Annotated in this window: 17 protein-coding genes and 1 other RNA gene; 14 read left to right on the forward strand and 4 right to left on the reverse strand. The window is 62.0% G+C overall.

Annotated elements, in window-relative coordinates:
* Nucleotides 1-18 precede the first annotated feature (18 nt).
* From petA to CHB99_RS00660, 5 genes are all read left to right on the forward strand, one after another.
* Complete coding sequence (gene petA, locus CHB99_RS00640) at nucleotides 19-612, forward strand: ubiquinol-cytochrome c reductase iron-sulfur subunit (RefSeq protein WP_042122955.1); 594 nt, start codon at nucleotides 19-21, stop codon at nucleotides 610-612.
* Nucleotides 612-1,823: a cytochrome b gene (locus tag CHB99_RS00645; RefSeq protein WP_042122956.1), complete on the forward strand. Its 1,212-nt coding sequence runs from the start codon at nucleotides 612-614 to the stop codon at nucleotides 1,821-1,823. Before petA ends, CHB99_RS00645 begins: the two co-directional genes overlap by 1 nt.
* A complete protein-coding gene (locus tag CHB99_RS00650; protein WP_042122957.1) occupies nucleotides 1,823-2,605 on the forward strand; it encodes a cytochrome c1 in 783 nt (260 codons plus the stop codon). Before CHB99_RS00645 ends, CHB99_RS00650 begins: the two co-directional genes overlap by 1 nt.
* A gap of 116 nt (nucleotides 2,606-2,721) precedes the next feature.
* Nucleotides 2,722-3,345 (forward strand): glutathione S-transferase N-terminal domain-containing protein, encoded by a 624-nt coding sequence (locus tag CHB99_RS00655; RefSeq protein WP_042122958.1) that lies wholly within the window; start codon nucleotides 2,722-2,724, stop codon nucleotides 3,343-3,345.
* Nucleotides 3,346-3,355: 10 nt separating this feature from the next.
* On the forward strand, nucleotides 3,356-3,772 hold the full coding sequence (locus tag CHB99_RS00660) for a ClpXP protease specificity-enhancing factor (RefSeq protein ID WP_042122959.1): 417 nt from the start codon (nucleotides 3,356-3,358) through the stop codon (nucleotides 3,770-3,772).
* 51 nt (nucleotides 3,773-3,823) lie between these two features.
* Here the strand turns inward: CHB99_RS00660 and CHB99_RS00665 are convergent, their stop codons facing one another.
* From CHB99_RS00665 to CHB99_RS00680, 4 genes are all read right to left on the reverse strand, one after another.
* Nucleotides 3,824-4,402 (reverse strand): BON domain-containing protein, encoded by a 579-nt coding sequence (locus CHB99_RS00665; protein ID WP_042122960.1) that lies wholly within the window; start codon nucleotides 4,400-4,402, stop codon nucleotides 3,824-3,826.
* The gene (locus CHB99_RS00670) at nucleotides 4,399-4,992 is read right to left on the reverse strand and encodes a phosphoheptose isomerase (protein WP_042122961.1); all 594 of its coding nucleotides are present in this window, start codon (nucleotides 4,990-4,992) and stop codon (nucleotides 4,399-4,401) included. Before CHB99_RS00670 ends, CHB99_RS00665 begins: the two co-directional genes overlap by 4 nt.
* Before the next feature lie 122 nt (nucleotides 4,993-5,114).
* Entirely contained in the window at nucleotides 5,115-5,486 is a 372-nt protein-coding gene (locus CHB99_RS00675) for a YraN family protein (RefSeq protein WP_042122962.1), read from the reverse strand.
* Nucleotides 5,486-7,300, reverse strand: coding sequence for a penicillin-binding protein activator (locus CHB99_RS00680; protein WP_042122963.1), 1,815 nt, complete (start codon nucleotides 7,298-7,300; stop codon nucleotides 5,486-5,488). Before CHB99_RS00680 ends, CHB99_RS00675 begins: the two co-directional genes overlap by 1 nt.
* A 175-nt stretch (nucleotides 7,301-7,475) precedes the next feature.
* Here CHB99_RS00680 and rsmI point away from each other — a divergent pair, with 175 nt between their 5' ends.
* The 9 genes from rsmI (at nucleotide 7,476) to mraY (ending at nucleotide 16,408) form a co-directional block, all read left to right on the forward strand.
* The gene (gene rsmI, locus CHB99_RS00685) at nucleotides 7,476-8,351 is read left to right on the forward strand and encodes a 16S rRNA (cytidine(1402)-2'-O)-methyltransferase (RefSeq protein ID WP_042122964.1); all 876 of its coding nucleotides are present in this window, start codon (nucleotides 7,476-7,478) and stop codon (nucleotides 8,349-8,351) included.
* A 67-nt stretch (nucleotides 8,352-8,418) separates the two neighbouring features.
* Nucleotides 8,419-8,777, forward strand: an RNA gene (gene rnpB, locus CHB99_RS00690) — RNase P RNA component class A.
* Between the two features lie 309 nt (nucleotides 8,778-9,086).
* The gene (gene mraZ / locus CHB99_RS00695; protein ID WP_042122965.1) at nucleotides 9,087-9,542 is read left to right on the forward strand and encodes a division/cell wall cluster transcriptional repressor MraZ; all 456 of its coding nucleotides are present in this window, start codon (nucleotides 9,087-9,089) and stop codon (nucleotides 9,540-9,542) included.
* Nucleotides 9,539-10,486: a 16S rRNA (cytosine(1402)-N(4))-methyltransferase RsmH gene (gene rsmH, locus CHB99_RS00700; protein WP_042122966.1), complete on the forward strand. Its 948-nt coding sequence runs from the start codon at nucleotides 9,539-9,541 to the stop codon at nucleotides 10,484-10,486. Before mraZ ends, rsmH begins: the two co-directional genes overlap by 4 nt.
* Nucleotides 10,483-10,776, forward strand: coding sequence for a cell division protein FtsL (gene ftsL / locus CHB99_RS00705; RefSeq protein ID WP_042122967.1), 294 nt, complete (start codon nucleotides 10,483-10,485; stop codon nucleotides 10,774-10,776). The genes rsmH and ftsL overlap by 4 nt, the downstream gene beginning before the upstream one ends.
* Nucleotides 10,776-12,503: a peptidoglycan D,D-transpeptidase FtsI family protein gene (locus CHB99_RS00710; protein WP_167335844.1), complete on the forward strand. Its 1,728-nt coding sequence runs from the start codon at nucleotides 10,776-10,778 to the stop codon at nucleotides 12,501-12,503. The genes ftsL and CHB99_RS00710 overlap by 1 nt, the downstream gene beginning before the upstream one ends.
* The gene (locus tag CHB99_RS00715) at nucleotides 12,500-13,966 is read left to right on the forward strand and encodes a UDP-N-acetylmuramoyl-L-alanyl-D-glutamate--2,6-diaminopimelate ligase (RefSeq protein ID WP_377697490.1); all 1,467 of its coding nucleotides are present in this window, start codon (nucleotides 12,500-12,502) and stop codon (nucleotides 13,964-13,966) included. The genes CHB99_RS00710 and CHB99_RS00715 overlap by 4 nt, the downstream gene beginning before the upstream one ends.
* On the forward strand, nucleotides 13,959-15,326 hold the full coding sequence (locus CHB99_RS00720) for a UDP-N-acetylmuramoyl-tripeptide--D-alanyl-D-alanine ligase (RefSeq protein WP_042122970.1): 1,368 nt from the start codon (nucleotides 13,959-13,961) through the stop codon (nucleotides 15,324-15,326). Before CHB99_RS00715 ends, CHB99_RS00720 begins: the two co-directional genes overlap by 8 nt.
* A complete protein-coding gene (mraY, locus tag CHB99_RS00725; protein WP_042122971.1) occupies nucleotides 15,326-16,408 on the forward strand; it encodes a phospho-N-acetylmuramoyl-pentapeptide-transferase in 1,083 nt (360 codons plus the stop codon). The genes CHB99_RS00720 and mraY overlap by 1 nt, the downstream gene beginning before the upstream one ends.
* The last annotated feature ends 4 nt before the right edge of the window (nucleotides 16,409-16,412 follow it).

Here is a 16,412-nt window from a genome sequence, read left to right on the forward strand (position 1 = left end):
CTGATGGGAGAGGACTGAATGAGCAATGACGGCGTCAATGCAGGCCGGCGTCGCTTCCTGGTTGCAGCCACATCTGTTGTGGGTGCCGCGGGAGCGGTGGGGGCTGCGGTCCCGTTCGTAGGGTCATGGTTCCCCAGTGCCAAGGCGAAAGCTGCCGGTGCACCGGTGAAGGTCAATATTGCCAAGGTCGAGCCTGGGCAGCAGTTGGTGGCCGAGTGGCGTGGTCAGCCGGTTTTCATCGTCCGTCGTACCGAGGAAATCCTGGGTAATTTGAAGAAGATTACCGGAGATCTCTCCGATCCCGAGTCCAAGGCCTCGGTTCAGCCAACTTACGTCGATCCGTCGAATCGCTCGATCAAGCCAGAGATTCTGGTTCTCGTCGGCCTCTGCACCCATCTCGGTTGCTCGCCGACGTTCCGTCCTGAAGTCGCTCCCGTCGATCTCGGTCCGAAATGGGTTGGTGGTTATTTCTGCCCTTGCCACGGTTCCCACTACGACCTTGCTGGCCGCGTCTACAAGTCCCAGCCCGCACCGCTCAATCTGCCGGTGCCGCCGCATTCGTACGAGTCGGATGACATCATCATCGTCGGCGTCGATCAGGAGAAAGCGTGATGAGCAAGTTCATGGAATGGGTTGACGCCCGCTTCCCCGCCACCAAGATGTGGGAAGATCACCTGAGCAAGTATTACGCACCGAAGAACTTCAACTTCCTGTATTTCTTCGGTTCCCTGGCGCTGCTGGTGCTGGTCAACCAGATCGTTACCGGTGTCTGGCTGACCATGAGCTTCACCCCCTCGGCCGAAGAGGCATTCGCCTCGGTCGAGTACATCATGCGTGACGTCGAGTACGGCTGGATTCTTCGCTATCTGCACTCCACCGGCGCGTCGGCGTTCTTCATCGTCGTCTACCTGCACATGTTCCGCGGGCTGCTCTACGGTTCCTACCAGAAGCCGCGCGAACTGGTGTGGATCTTCGGCATGCTGATCTACCTGGCGCTGATGGCCGAAGCGTTCATGGGCTATCTGCTGCCATGGGGCCAGATGTCCTACTGGGGTGCCCAGGTGATCATCTCGCTGTTCGGTGCCATCCCGGTGATCGGCGATGACCTGACCCAGTGGATCCGTGGTGACTACCTGATTTCCGGCATCACCCTGAACCGCTTCTTCGCCTTGCATGTGGTCGCACTGCCGATCGTCATCCTCGGCCTGGTGGTCCTGCACATCCTGGCGCTGCATGAGGTGGGCTCGAACAACCCTGACGGGGTCGATATCAAGAAGAAAAAGGATGAAAACGGCATTCCCCTCGACGGCATTCCGTTTCACCCCTACTACACGCTGAAAGACATCGTTGGCGTAGTGGTCTTCCTCTTCGTGTTCTGTGCCGTGGTGTTCTTCTTCCCGGAAATGGGTGGCTATTTCCTCGAGAAGCCCAACTTCGAGCAGGCCAACGCCTTCAAGACCCCCGAGCACATCGCACCGGTCTGGTACTTCACGCCGTTCTACGCAATTCTGCGGGCCGTTCCGGACAAGCTCTTGGGCGTCATCGCCATGGGCGCGGCGATCGCGGTGCTGTTCGTCCTGCCGTGGCTGGATCGCAGTCCGGTGCGTTCGATGCGCTACAAGGGCTGGCTGAGCAAGATCTGGTTGGTGGTGTTCTGCATCTCGTTCGTGATCCTGGGCGTGCTCGGTGTTCTGGCGCCGACCCCGGGTCGCACGTTGCTCTCGCAGGTATGTACCTTCCTGTATTTCGCCTACTTCATTCTGATGCCGTTCTACACCAGGCTTGAGAAGACCAAACCGGTTCCGGAAAGGGTGACTGGCTGATGAAAAAGCTATTTGCAGTATTGATTCTGGCAGTGATGCCCGCGCTGACCTTCGCCGCCAGTGAGCACGGCCCGGAACTGGACAAGGTTGATATCGACCTGACCGACAAGGCTGCCATGCAGGATGGTGCGCGTACTTTCGCCAACTATTGCATGGGTTGTCACGGTGCCAAGTTCCAGCGTTATGAGCGTGTTGCCGATGACCTGGGCATCCCTCACGAGCTGATGCTGGAAAAACTGGTCTTTACCGGCGCCAAGATCGGCGACCACATGAACACCGGCATGCAGCCGGCCGACGCCAAGGTCTGGTTCGGTGCCGCGCCACCGGATCTGACGCTGGTCGCCCGGGTTCGTGGTACCGACTGGCTGTACAGCTACCTGCGCGGCTTCTATGAGGATCCGGCGCGTCCATGGGGTGTGAACAACAAGATCTTCCCCAACGTCGGCATGCCGAACGTGCTGGTGGGACTGCAGGGTCGTCAGGTCGTGGGTTGCAAGCAGATCCAGACTGTTGCCGATGGCAAGAAGCAATTCGACCCGCTGACCGGTGCTCCGTTGACTCACGAAGCCTGTGACCAGCTGACCATCGTGCCGAAATCCGGTACCCTGAACGAAGAGCAGTTCGACGAGAAGGTCAAGAATCTGGTGACCTTCCTGGCCTACTCGGCCAACCCGGTCAAGCTGGAAAGCCAACGCATCGGTACCTATGTACTGCTGTACCTGGCCTTCTTCTTCGTATTCGCCTACCTGCTCAAGCGCGAATACTGGAAGGACGTGCACTGATCACGCAGTAATTTCTGGTAGTTGAACGCGCGCCCTGGGGCGCTTCCGGAATCCGGAGGCACCCCAGGGCGCGTTTGCGTTTTTAGCCTTTACCATTTCATGCGAGGAGGAACCTTATGGGCATGACCAACCGGTTGGCCTGCTACTCCGACCCCGCTGACCACTATTCTCATCGGGTGCGCATCGTTCTCGCCGAGAAGGGTGTCAGCGTCGAGATCATCGACGTCGCGGCCGGCAACCAGCCTGCCCGGCTGCTGGAGGCCAATCCGTACGGCAGCCTGCCGACCCTGGTCGACCGCGACTTGGCGTTGTATGAATCCACGGTGGTAATGGAATACCTCGATGAGCGTTACCCGCATCCGCCGCTGCTGCCGGTCTATCCGGTGGCGCGGGCGAACAGCCGGTTGTTGATCCATCGTATCCAGCGTGACTGGTGTGCGCTGGTCGACCAGATTCTCGATCCACGGGCCAAGGATGCGGCTCGTGTCCAGGCGCGCAAGGAGCTGCGCGAGAGCCTGACCGGGGTTTCCCCGTTGTTCGCCGACAAGCCCTGTTTCCTCAGTGAGGAGCAAAGTCTGGTGGATTGTTGTCTACTGCCCATATTGTGGCGTTTGCCACTATTGGGTATCGAATTGCCACGGCAGGCCAAACCTCTGCTGGACTATATGGAGCGACAGTTTGCCCGCGAGCCTTTCCAGGCAAGCCTGTCCGCTGCTGAACGAGAAATGCGCAAGCTTTAAGGAGCTGTTGATGAACTCCAGTCGCCCCTACCTGGTGCGTGCACTGTACGAGTGGATCGTGGATAACGATTGCACGCCTCATATCCTGGTGAATGCCGAGTACCCCGCGGTACAGGTGCCTCAGGGTTTCGCCAGCGACGGCCAGATTGTCCTGAATGTTTCGCCGAACGCCGTGCGCGGTTTGCAGATGGAAAACGACGCGGTCAGTTTCGAGGGTCGCTTCGGTGGCGTTGCCCACAGCCTGTATGTACCGATTGGCGCCATCCTCGGCATCTATGCCCGTGAGAACGGCCAGGGCATGGTGTTCGAGCTGGAATCGCCGATGGTCGACGATGAAGACGATGTCGAGCCGGATGATGATGGTCCACCGGATGGTGGGCAGCCGCCGCGTCCGAGCGGGCGGCCGAGTCTGAAAGTGGTGAAATGAAAAAAGGCGACCTTCGAGGTCGCCTTTTTCATGGCTTGTGCCTGTTCGCGATCAGTCGATGTATTCGAACAGCTTGACGATCTTCTGCACGCCGGACACACCCTGTACCAGGCTGGTGGCGCGGTTCGCCTCTGCTTGAGTCATCAGGCCAAGCATGTAGACGATACCGTTCTCGGTGATGATCTTGATGCGCGAGCCGGGAATATTGGCGTCCGCGAGCATCTGCGTCTTGATCTTGGTGGTCAGCCAGGCGTCGTTGTTGCGTGCCAGCAACGAGGAGGGCTGTAGCACCTGCAATTCGTTGTGGACTTTCTTGACCTTCTGTACCTGGCTGGCGGTCTGTTCGGCCAGGCTCTTCAGGTCGGCGCGCGGGGTCTGGCCGGCCAGCAGGACGATGCCGTTGAAGCTGCTGACGACGATGTGCGAGTTGCGATCCAGGTCGGGACTGGCCTTGGCCACGTTGACCGCGACCTTGGTTTCGATCAGCGAGTCGTCGATCTTGCTGCCCAGGGTGCGGGTGCCGCGGTCGTCATCGATCGGTGACTCACGGCTGGCGGTGATCACCGAGCTGCAGCCGGTCAGGCTCAGGCACAGGGTCAGGGCCATCAGGCCGAAGCGTTTAGCGGTCATTCTTCACTCCCGAACAGTTGGCTGTCGATCAGGTCGCAGAGGCAGTGGATCGCCAGCAGGTGGACTTCCTGGATACGTGCGGTGACGTTGGCCGGTACGCGAATCTCGACATCTTCGGGCAGCAGCAGGGAAGCCATGCCGCCGCCATCGCGTCCGGTCAGGGCTATGACAATCATTTCGCGATCATGTGCGGCCTGGATTGCTTGAATGATGTTCGCCGAGTTGCCGCTGGTGGAGATTGCCAGCAGCACGTCGCCCGGCTGGCCGAGGGCACGGATCTGCTTGGAGAAGACTTCGTTGTAGCTGTAGTCGTTGGCGATCGAGGTGATGGTCGAGGTGTCGGTGGTCAGGGCGATCGCCGGCAGGCTCGGACGCTCGCGCTCGAAGCGGTTGAGCAGTTCCGACGAGAAATGCTGGGCATCGCCGGCTGATCCGCCGTTGCCGCAGGCGAGCATCTTGCCCTCGTTCAGCAGGGCATTGACCATGATCTGGCTGGCTTGCTCGATGTGGGGTGCAAGGACTTCCATCGCCTGTTGCTTGGTGTTGATGCTGGCCTGGAAAAGCTGGCGAATTCGGGATTGCATGTCCATCAGTGTGACCTTAAATGGGGCTGGCCGGGCGGGGATTGAAAGGCTCCCGGCACATGTCTGTGCAGCCCGCGAAGCAAAGAGCAAAAAGTTGAGTGGGTAAAGACGCATCCGTCGGCGCGGGGTCAGCTGTAGAAGGCATTCTGCAGCCAGTCGAGTGGTTGTCCCGAATGGCCACTGCCTTGCAGAGCGATTACATCGAAACGGCAGGGATGGCTGGCCCAGCGTGGTTCCTCCATCAGGAAATGCTGCGCGGCGAGCGTGAGCTTTTCCTGTTTGCGGGCGTCGATGCTGCCGAGGGCGCCGCCAAAGCCTGCGTGCAGGCGATAACGAACTTCGACGAATACTACTGTATCGCGGTCGAGCATGACCAGATCAAGCTCGCCGCGTTTGCAGCGCCAGTTCCGCGCCAGAAGCAGCAGCCCCTGGGCCAGAAGGTAATCCAGGGCCTGTTGCTCGGCCGCCATTCCGGCGGCCTGACGCGAAGGAACGGGCATCAGCGTGGGGTGTCGGGCAGGCGCTTGACCTGGCCGCCGGCGAACTCCGCCCACGGCAGCTGGCGCTCGATGCGCTGGCTCGGGTTCATGCTGAGGCTGCCGGAAAGGCCTTCGATGCGGTTGTCCGGCAGGGTTTTCAGTTGGCCCAGGCGCGGTGCCAGGCTGTAGGCGTCGACACCCATCGCGTAGAGGCGGCCCAGGCTGCCGGCGGCTTGCGGCCACTGGCGAACCACCTGCTGGCGCAGGCCGTTGGTGCTGTCGAGCAGCCATGGGGTTTCGCAGAAGCGGATACCGGTCATGTCGTTGTACTGATTGACGTCGCCGCTCGCGCTGTAGACGTTGGAGGTCGCGTAGACCGGCACGTCGCCGGCGTACTGGAAGTTCAGGGTCGGCTTGATCTGTTGCGCCTGTTGCGGCGTCGAGGCGAGGAAGATGAAGTCGATGTCCTGGCGCCGCGACGGCTGCGCGGAGACGTTGCCGCCCACGGTGCTTTGCAGGCTCTTGGCGCGACCTTCGCTCTGGCGCAGCTGGAACAGATCGGCGATCTGCTGCGCCAGTGCCACCGGCTGGGCCACGCGCTCGGCGGCGATCAGGGTGCCGCCCTTGGCTTGCCAGTCCTGGCGGAAGGCATTCAGTACACGGTCACCCCACTCACCGCTCGGCACCAGCGCCACGGCACGGCGCATGCCGTCGGCGTATGCGCGGCGGGACACTTCGCGGGCTTCGTCCTCGGCGGCGAGGCCGAACTGGAACAGCTGTGGCGGGTTGCTCTGGCCGGCATCGCTGTAGTTCAGCGCCAGGGTGGTGATTGGCAGCTGAGGATACGCAGCGAGTTGCTTGACCAATGGTTTTTCCAGCGGGCCAACCACCAGTTGCACGCCGGCGGCCTGGGCCTGGCGGTAGAACTCATCGAGGGAGGTCAGGCGGGAGCTGTCGAACACCTGGATGGCGGGCGGGTTCTGGCCGGCCTGCTGGGCCTGGAAGTGCGCAGCCATGAAGCCGTCGCGCAGGGCGCGGGCGACGCCGGCCAACTGGCCTTCCTGGGGGAGCAGCAGGGCGATTTTCGTCAGCGGCTGGCTGGTCAGGCTTTTCAGTTTGACCAGTGGCGATGGCAGTTGCAGTGCGGCTGGATGTTCGGGGTGCTGGGCTTTCCAGGTATCGATCGCTGCCTGCTGCTGCTCCAGGGTGCCGGCGCTTTTCACCGCCAGGGCCAGGCTGGTCCAGCCGCCAAGGGTGTCGCTGCCTGCACTCTGCAGTTGCTCGGGGGGCAGGGCGGCGACCAGGTTCCAGATCGCGTCGTTGTTGCTCATGGCGGCATCGCCGCTTAGCAGCGGTGCCAGGGCAATGCGCTCCTGCGCGGCGGCGAGGGTCTGGCCATCGGCTTCGAAAGCAAGGGCATGGGCGCTGCGGGTGCGCGCCTGAAGATCGGCCGGCAATTCATTCAGATGGGCCAGGCTCGGGTGGCTCAGGGCGTTGAGCGCGGCTTTCGGCTGGTTGCGGCTCAGGGCCAGCTCCGCCGAGAGGGTGCTGGCGAATACCTGCTGGGCCGGCTTCAGCGAATCGATCTGCACCTGCTCGAGGATGCGCGCAGCACGGGCATTGTCCTTCTGCCGATAGGCCTGGTCGGCGGCGCTCAGGCGCAGCAGTGCGGCTTTCTCCGGCGTTTTGCTGTTGGCAGCCTGCTCGAGCAATTGCTCGATGCTGGCATCTGGAGTGCGTGGCAGCTCGCCCAGGCTGGACGAAGGCGAGCTGGCGCAGGCTGCCAGCAGGGCGGCGAGGCAGATGGCTGAGAGCAGCCGCAGGCATGCGATCATGTAAGGGTCCTGTTACTCGATCAAATAGCCTGCGATTGTACCCAAGCGCTGGCCGGGGTGCGATCTTGCTGGAGTGAAACCTTCTTTGCAGATTGTGGGAAATGTCTCTGATGGGGAATTGTTGTCAGTGATCACGCTACAATGGCGGCTTTCATCCAGATGACAGGTATGTGCTGTGACCGATGCTCCAGGTGCTTCCAACCCCGCCGCCGGGACTCTCTATGTAGTGGCGACTCCCATCGGCAACCTGGATGACATCAGTGCCCGGGCATTGAAGGTGCTCGCCGATGTTTCGCTGATCGCCGCCGAGGACACCCGTCACTCGATCCGTTTGCTGCAACATTTTGGAATCAATACGCCGTTGGCGGCCTGTCATGAGCACAACGAGCGCGATGAGGGCGGGCGGTTCCTGGTCCGCCTGCTGGCCGGGGACGATGTCGCGCTGATTTCCGATGCCGGAACGCCGCTGATTTCCGATCCGGGTTATCACCTGGTGCGTCAGGCTCGGGCCGCGGGTGTCAGTGTGGTACCGGTACCGGGGGCCTGTGCGCTGATTGCGGCATTGTCGGCAGCGGGGCTGCCGTCGGATCGTTTCATCTTCGAAGGGTTTCTGCCGGCGAAGGCAGTGGGGCGTCAGGCGCGTCTGAATCTGCTGAAGGAAGAGCCTCGTACGCTGATTTTCTACGAAGCGCCGCATCGTATCCTCGAGTGTCTTCAGGACATGGAGGCGATTTTCGGTGGCGAGCGCCCGGCGGTACTGGGGCGAGAACTGACCAAGACCTTCGAAACCCTGAAGGGGCTGCCGCTGGCACAACTGCGCGAGTTCGTCGAAAGCGACAGCAATCAGCAGCGTGGCGAGTGCGTGGTGCTGGTGGCAGGCTGGAGTGCGCCGGAGGACGAGCAGTCAGTCAGTGGCGAAGTGCTGCGCGTACTTGATTTGTTGCTGGCGGAGATGCCGCTCAAGCGTGCGGCGGCGTTGGCTGCGGAAATTACCGGTGTGCGCAAGAATGTTCTCTATCAAATCGCGCTGGAAAAACAAAAAAATAAATGATGTCACGATGATATTATATATTTTGTCACTTGTTCTCGGAGCGCGCTGCCGTTAATCTTTCACGCGGAGAGTCGATTGGACAGTCGCTGCCTTCTTTTGTTCCGCAAAAGTAGGGGGAGGAAAGTCCGGGCTCCATAGGGCAGAGTGCCAGGTAATGCCTGGGAGGCGTGAGCCTACGGAAAGTGCCACAGAAAATAACCGCCTAAGCACTTCGGTGCCGGTAAGGGTGAAAAGGTGCGGTAAGAGCGCACCGCACGTCTGGTAACAGTTCGTGGCTAGGTAAACCCCACTCGGAGCAAGACCAAATAGGGTTCCATTGGCGCGGCCCGCGTTGGAACCGGGTAGGTTGCTAAAGACGTCCAGTGATGGCCGTCGTAGAGGAATGACTGTCCTCGACAGAACCCGGCTTACAGATCGACTCTCCACTCCTTCCTTTCTCTGCTTGGTTCGATAGCAGAAGCGCTTCGGTAATACCAAAAAAGTCTTACTCTTAATAAATCACTTTAACTTCACACTCTATTCGTTTGAGTGAGTTCGCCTTTTCGTCCCGAAATCCCCGCCAAAGTAGCCCATTGTCTGTCCTTGTTACCCTAAATCGCCGATCTGTAAGGGTTTTCCTTATATGCGCGCCTTGACGGTGTGGTAGGCGGATTCCTATAGTGTGCGCAAGTGGCAGAAAGTGGCATGAAGTGGGTTTTCAGACACAAAAGAGCTAACATTTAGGGAATCGCAGCCGTGTTTCGCGGAGCAAACGTCATCAATCTCGACGCCAAGGGCCGTCTCGCCATGCCGAGCCGGTACCGTGACGAGCTTGAAACGCGTAGTTCCGGGCAACTGATCGTGACGATCGATGCGGTGGATCCCTGCTTATGTGTGTACCCGCTCGACGAGTGGGAACTGATCGAAGCCAAGTTGCGCGCCTTGCCGTCGTTACGCGAAGAGAACCGTCGCCTGCAGCGTCTGCTGATCGGCAATGCGGTGGATCTGGAGCTGGACGGCAGCGGGCGTTTTCTGGTTCCGCCGCGTTTGCGCGAATACGCCAAGCTCGACAAGCGCGCGATGCTGGTGGGGCAACTGAATAAATTCCAACTGTGGGACGAGGATGCCTGGAATGCTGTTTCCGCAGCGGACCTGGCAGCCATTCAACAACCGGGCGCCATGCCCGATGAACTGCGTGATTTGATCCTGTGACTATCGATAGCGGCTTTAACCACATCACTGTGCTACTGAACGAAGCCGTGGAGGCTCTTTCGGTGCGCGCCGATGGCTGCTATCTGGATGGCACCTTCGGGCGTGGCGGTCACAGCCGCCTGATCCTGCAGAACCTGGGGCCGGATGGGCGCCTGCTGGGGTTTGACAAAGACCCTCAAGCGATTGCCACCGGGCAAGCGCTGGCGGCCGAAGACGGCCGCTTTGTCGTTGTGCAGCGCAGTTTTGCCGAACTGGGTGCGGAAGTGGCCGAGCGCGGCCTGGCCGGCAAGGTCAGTGGCGTGCTGTTCGACCTCGGCGTGTCTTCGCCGCAGCTCGACGACCCGGAGCGCGGTTTCAGCTTCCTCAATGACGGTCCGCTGGACATGCGGATGGACCCGTCCCGCGGCGTCAGCGCCGCCGAATTCATCGCCACTGCGCCGGAAGAGGAAATCGCCCGCGTATTCAAGGAGTACGGCGAGGAGCGTTTTGCCAAGCGCATGGCGCGCGCCGTGGTTCTACGCCGCGAACAGCAGCCGTTCACCCGTACCGCCGACCTGGCGGAAGTGCTCAAGGTTGCCAACCCCGCCTGGGAAAAAGGCAAGAACCCGGCGACCCGTGCCTTCCAGGGCCTGCGCATCCATGTGAACAATGAGTTGGGCGATCTCGAGACCGGTCTCGAAGCGGCGCTCGACGCCCTGGAAGTCGGTGGCCGTCTCGCGGTGATCAGCTTCCATTCCCTCGAAGACCGTATCGTCAAACTGTTCATGCGCAAGCTGGCCAAGGGCGAGCAGGACAATTTGCCGCGCAACCTGCCGGTTCAATACAAACCGTTCGAGCCGCGGATCAGACTGATCGGCAAGGCCCAGTTCGCCTCCGAGGCCGAACTCAAGGCCAACCCGCGTTCGCGTAGCGCCGTCATGCGTGTGGCGGAGAAGCTGCGGTGAGCAGGCTCTACGCCAAACCCCTGCCCGGCGGGAGCTTCCTGATGCTCCTGCTGTTCATCGGTGTGCTCGTGTCGTCGGTGGCGGTGTCCTACAGCGCGCACTGGAACCGGCAACTGCTCAACACCCTGTACGGCGAACTCAATGAGCGCGACAAGGCACAGGCCGAATGGGGCCGGCTGATTCTTGAACAGAGCACCTGGACGGCACACAGCCGCATCGAGATGCTGGCCAGCGAACAGCTGAAAATGCGCGTTCCCGCCGCTGACGAAGTGCGGATGGTGGCGCCATGATGAAGCTCGAGGGCGCTCTCTACCCCTGGCGTTTCCGTGTCGTGCTGGGTCTGCTGGCGCTGATGGTCGGTGCCATCACCTGGCAGATCATCAACCTGCAGGTGATCGACCGTGACTTCCTCAAGGGACAGGGCGATGCCCGCAGCCTGCGTCATATTCCGATTCCCGCGCACCGTGGCCTGATCACCGACCGCAACGGCGAGCCTCTGGCCGTCAGTACTCCGGTCACGACCTTGTGGGCGAACCCCAAGGAAATGCAGAGTGCCAAGGATCGCTGGCCGGCACTGGCCGCGGCGATCAGGCAGGATCCCAAGCAATTGGCCGAACGCCTGGAGCAACAGGCGAGCAAGGAGTTCATCTACCTGGTTCGCGGCCTGACCCCGGAACAGGGGCAGGTGGTGCTCGACCTCAAGGTTCCTGGTGTCTACGGCATCGAGGAATTTCGTCGTTTCTACCCCGCCGGTGATGTCGCGGCGCACATGGTCGGCTTCACCGACCTCGACGACCACGGTCGCGAAGGCGTCGAACTGGCCTACGACGAGTGGCTCGCCGGCGTGCCCGGCAAGCGGCAGGTGATCAAGGATCGGCGCGGTCGCTTGATCAAGGATGTCCAGGTAACCAAGAACGCCAAGGCCGGAAAGACCTTGGCGTTGTCGATCGACCTGCGCCTGCAGTACCTGGCCACCCGCGAGCTGCGCAACGCCATTGCCGAGCAGGAAGCCAAGGCCGGCAGCCTGGTGATCATGGATGTGAAGACCGGCGAAGTCCTGGCCATGGTCAACCAGCCGACCTACAACCCGAACAACCGTCGCAGCATGTTCCCGGCGGCGATGCGCAACCGCGCGATCATCGATGTGTTCGAACCGGGCTCGACGGTCAAGCCGCTGTCCATGAGCGCCGCGTTGCAGAGTGGGCGCTGGAAGCCGACCGACAAGGTCGAGGTCTATCCCGGTACCCTGCAACTGGGCCGCTACACTATTCGTGACGTTTCCAAGACCGAGGGGCCGATCCTCGACCTGACCGGTATCCTGATCAACTCCAGTAACGTCGGTATGTCGAAAATTGCCTTCGATATCGGCGGCGAGGCCATCTACCGGGTGATGTCGCAGCTGGGCCTGGGTCAGTACACCGGCCTCGGCTTCCCTGGCGAGCGCGTGGGCAACCTGCCGAACCACCGTGAGTGGCGCAAGGCCGAAACCGCGACCCTGTCCTATGGCTACGGCGTTTCGGTGACCGCGCTGCAGCTGGTGCATGCCTACGCCGCGCTGGCCAACGACGGCAAGATGGTGCCGCTGAGCATTCTCAAGGTGGACAAGGCGCCCGAGTCGACCCAGGTAGTGCCGAAGGACACCGCGGAAACCATCCAGCAGATGCTGCAGCAGGTGATCGAAGCGCCGCGTGGCGTGTTCCGTGCGCAGGTGCCGTCCTATCATGTCGCTGGCAAGTCGGGTACTGCGCGTAAAGCCACCATCGGCTCCAAGGGCTACACGGAGAACGCCTACCGCTCGCTGTTCGCCGGCTTCGGTCCGATGAGCGATCCGCGTTACGCCATCGTCGTGGTGATCGACGAGCCGAGCAAGGGCGGCTACTTCGGTGGTCTGGTCTCGGCACCGGTATTCAGCAAGGTCATGTCTGGCACCCTGCGTCTGATGAACGTTCCGCCGGACAACCTGCCAACATCCCAGCAGCAAGTCGATGCTGCGCCCGCCAAAGGAGGGCGCGGTTGATGACGATGCCATTGAGCAAACTTTTCGCCAACGCCAGCAGCGATCCGCTGATTCGCGAACTGACCCTGGACAGCCGCAACGTGCGGCCGGGTGACCTGTTCCTGGCCGTGCCGGGGGCCAAGGTCGACGGCCGTGAGCACATCGCCGATGCGCTGCGGCGTGGTGCCGCGGCGGTGGCCTATGAGGTTCAGGGCGCTACCGTCCTGCCGATCACCGACGCGCCGCTGATTCCGGTCAAGGGTCTGATCGGGCAACTGTCGGATATCGCCGGACGCTTCTACGGCGAGCCCAGTCGCCTGCTGGATCTGGTGGGGGTCACCGGCACCAACGGCAAGACCAGCGTGACCCAGCTGGTGGCCCAGGCCCTGGACCTGCTCGGTCAACACTGCGGCCTGATCGGCACGCTCGGCACCGGCTTCTACGGCGCGCTGCAAAGTGGCCGCCTGACGACCCCCGATCCGCTTGCCGTGCAGTCGACCCTCAACGACCTGAAAAAGGCCGGTGCCCGCGCCGTGGCCATGGAAGTGTCGTCTCACGCCCTGGAGCAGGGCCGGGTCGCTGCGCTGGCCTTCGATATCGTGGTGATGACCAACCTGTCCCGCGACCACCTCGACTATCACGGCAGCATGGAGGCTTACAAAGCGGCCAAGGCCAAGCTGTTCGCCTGGTCGAACCTGCGTTGCCGGGTGGTGAACCTGGATGATGATTTCGGTCGCGAGCTGGCGGCTGAGCCTCGTGAATCACGATTGATCAGCTACAGCCTCAAGGAGCCGTCCGCGACCCTGTACTGCCGCGAAGCCAGCTTCGACGACGAAGGCGTGCGCGCTGTGCTGGTGACCCCGCAGGGCGAGCACATGCTGCGCAGCCGTCTGCTCGGTCGCTTCAATCTGAGCAACATGCTGGCGGCGGTGGCCACCCTGCTGGCGATGGATTTCCCGCTCGACGAAATTCTCAAGGTCACCGCGAAGCTGGAAGGTCCGATCGGACGCATGCAGCGTCTCGGTGGTGGCAGCAAGCCGTTGGTGGTGGTCGATTACGCACACACCCCGGATGCCCTGGAGAAAGTCCTCGACGCCCTGCGTCCGCATGCGCGCGGGCAACTGATCTGCCTGTTCGGCTGTGGCGGCGACCGCGACCGCGGCAAGCGCCCGCTGATGGCGGAAGTGGCCGAGCGCCTGGCGGACCGGGTGATCGTCACCGACGACAACCCGCGTACCGAGGGCCCGCAGGCCATTTTCAACGACATTCGCCCCGGCTTCGCCGACGTCGATGCGGTGCAGTTCATCGCAGGGCGTGGTGAGGCGATCGCGCGGGTCATCGCCTGTGCCGGTGTGGATGACGTGATCGTTCTGGCCGGCAAAGGGCACGAGGATTACCAGGAAATCAACGGCGAACGTCACGATTTTTCCGATTTGGTCGAAGCCGAAAAAGCGCTGGCAGTCTGGGAGGCGACCCATGCTTGAATCCCTGTCCCTCAGCCAGTTGACCGAAGCGTTGCAGGGCCGCCTGCTGGGCGCCGATGCACGTTTCGACGGTGTCAGCATCGACAGTCGCAAGATCGGCCCCGGCCAGTTGTTCGTCGCCTTGGCGGGTCCGCGTTTCGACGGTCACGATTATCTGGATGAGGTCGCTGCCAAGGGCGCTGTCGCGGCGCTGGTGCAGCGTGAAGTGCCAGGCTCCAGCCTGCCGCAGTTGCTGGTGGCCGATACCCGTCTGGCCCTGGGCCAGTTGGGGGCGCTGAACCGTCGCGCCTTCAAGTCGCCGGTGGCGGCGATCACCGGTTCCAGCGGCAAGACCACGGTCAAGGAAATGCTCGCCAGCATCCTCGCTACCCGTGGCCCGGTCCTGATGACTCGCGGCAACCTGAACAACGATCTCGGCGCGCCGCTGACCCTGCTCGAACTGGCGCCGCAGCACACCGCCGCAGTCATCGAGCTGGGCGCCAACCACGTTGGCGAGATCCGCTACACCGTCGGTTTGACGCAGCCGCAGGTAGTGCTGATCAACAATGCGGGCACGGCTCATGTCGGCGAGTTCGGCGGGCCGGAAAAGATCGTCGAAGCCAAGGGCGAGATCCTCGAAGGGTTGGGGGAGGGTGGCGTCGCGGTATTGAATCTGGACGACAAGGCCTTTGGCATATGGAAACAGCGCGCCGGCAAACACGCCGTGCTGACCTTCGCCCTGAGCAACGCTGCCGCCGATTTCCACGCCAGCGACATCGCCCATGACCCGCGTGGTTGCCCATCCTTCGTCCTGCACGCTGCGCGAGGCAGCGTGGCAATCCAGCTCAACCTGCTCGGCACCCACAATATCGCCAATGCCCTGGCCGCGGCCGCGGCCGCGCACGTCTTCGGCATATCGCTGCAAGGCATCGCCGAGGGACTGAACAGCGTGCAGCCGGTCAAGGGGCGCAGCGTGGCGCAGATGACCGCCGGTGGCTTTCGTGTGATCGACGACACATACAACGCAAACCCCACCTCGATGTGCGCCGCGGTTGATATACTCGCCGGCTTTTCCGGCCGCACCGTCCTGGTGCTCGGGGATATCGGAGAGTTGGGCCAGTGGGCCGAAGAGGGCCACCGCCAGGTCGGTGACTACGCTCGGGGCAAGGTCGACGCCCTGTATGCCGTAGGTCCGATGATGGCCCATGCGGTCAAGGCCTTTGGCCAGAATGCCCGCCATTTCACCAATCAAGCTGACCTGATCGACGCCGTTCGCGGCGAGCAGGCCACCAACACCACTATTTTGATCAAGGGCTCGCGCAGCGCTGCGATGGAGAACGTCGTGGCGGCCTTGTGCGATTCCAGCGGGGAGAAACATTAATGCTGCTGCTGTTGGCTGAGTACCTGCAACAGTTCTACAAGGGCTTCGCGGTCTTTCAGTACCTGACCCTGCGCGGGATCCTGGGTGTGCTGACCGCGTTGTCGCTGGCCCTGTGGCTGGGCCCGTGGATGATTCGCACCCTGCAGATCCGTCAGATCGGCCAGGCGGTGCGCAATGACGGTCCGCAATCGCACCTGTCCAAGTCCGGCACCCCGACCATGGGTGGTGCGCTGATTCTTTCCGCCATCGGCGTGAGTACGCTGCTGTGGGCCGACCTGAGCAACCGCTATGTCTGGGTGGTGCTGATCGTCACCCTGCTGTTCGGTGCCATCGGCTGGGTCGACGACTACCGCAAGGTGATCGAGAAGAACTCCCGTGGTCTGCCGAGCCGCTGGAAATACTTCTGGCAGTCGGTGTTCGGCCTGGGCGCGGCGATCTTCCTCTACATGACCGCGCCGACCAGCGTGGAAACCACACTGATCGTGCCGATGCTGAAAGACGTCACCATTCCCCTGGGTGTCGGTTTCGTCGTGCTGACCTACTTCGTCATCGTCGGTTCGAGCAACGCGGTCAACCTGACCGACGGCCTCGACGGCCTGGCGATCCTGCCGACGGTGCTGGTGGGCGGGGCCCTGGGCATTTTCTGCTACCTGTCGGGCAACGTGAAATTCGCCGAATACCTGCTGATCCCGTATGTCCCGGGCGCGGGTGAGCTGATCGTGTTCTGCGGCGCGCTGATCGGCGCCGGCCTTGGTTTCCTGTGGTTCAACACCTACCCGGCCCAGGTCTTCATGGGCGACGTCGGCGCACTGGCGCTGGGTGCCGCGCTGGGCACCATCGCGGTGATCGTTCGCCAGGAAATCGTCCTGTTCATCATGGGCGGCGTGTTCGTCATGGAGACCCTGTCGGTGGTCATCCAGGTCGCGTCGTTCAAGCTGACCGGCAAGCGTGTGTTCCGCATGGCGCCGATCCACCACCACTTTGAACTCAAGGGCTGGCCCGAGCCGCGAGTGATCGTCCGTTTCTGGATCATCACCGTGATTCTCGTGCTGATCGGCCTGGCAACCCTGAAACTGAGGTAGAACG

Source organism: Pseudomonas japonica, assembly GCF_900188455.1.
Classification (GTDB): domain Bacteria; phylum Pseudomonadota; class Gammaproteobacteria; order Pseudomonadales; family Pseudomonadaceae; genus Aquipseudomonas; species Aquipseudomonas japonica.

Coding starts and splice junctions, on each gene's coding strand:
- petA (WP_042122955.1), top strand. CDS start 19: ATGAGCAATGACGGCGTCAATGCAGGCCGGCGTCGCTTCCTGGTTGCA.
- CHB99_RS00645 (WP_042122956.1), top strand. CDS start 612: ATGAGCAAGTTCATGGAATGGGTTGACGCCCGCTTCCCCGCCACCAAG.
- CHB99_RS00650 (WP_042122957.1), top strand. CDS start 1,823: ATGAAAAAGCTATTTGCAGTATTGATTCTGGCAGTGATGCCCGCGCTG.
- CHB99_RS00655 (WP_042122958.1), top strand. CDS start 2,722: ATGGGCATGACCAACCGGTTGGCCTGCTACTCCGACCCCGCTGACCAC.
- CHB99_RS00660 (WP_042122959.1), top strand. CDS start 3,356: ATGAACTCCAGTCGCCCCTACCTGGTGCGTGCACTGTACGAGTGGATC.
- CHB99_RS00665 (WP_042122960.1), bottom strand. CDS start 4,402: ATGACCGCTAAACGCTTCGGCCTGATGGCCCTGACCCTGTGCCTGAGC.
- CHB99_RS00670 (WP_042122961.1), bottom strand. CDS start 4,992: ATGGACATGCAATCCCGAATTCGCCAGCTTTTCCAGGCCAGCATCAAC.
- CHB99_RS00675 (WP_042122962.1), bottom strand. CDS start 5,486: ATGCCCGTTCCTTCGCGTCAGGCCGCCGGAATGGCGGCCGAGCAACAG.
- CHB99_RS00680 (WP_042122963.1), bottom strand. CDS start 7,300: ATGATCGCATGCCTGCGGCTGCTCTCAGCCATCTGCCTCGCCGCCCTG.
- CHB99_RS00710 (WP_167335844.1), top strand. CDS start 10,776: ATGAAGCTCGAGGGCGCTCTCTACCCCTGGCGTTTCCGTGTCGTGCTG.
- CHB99_RS00720 (WP_042122970.1), top strand. CDS start 13,959: ATGCTTGAATCCCTGTCCCTCAGCCAGTTGACCGAAGCGTTGCAGGGC.
- mraY (WP_042122971.1), top strand. CDS start 15,326: ATGCTGCTGCTGTTGGCTGAGTACCTGCAACAGTTCTACAAGGGCTTC.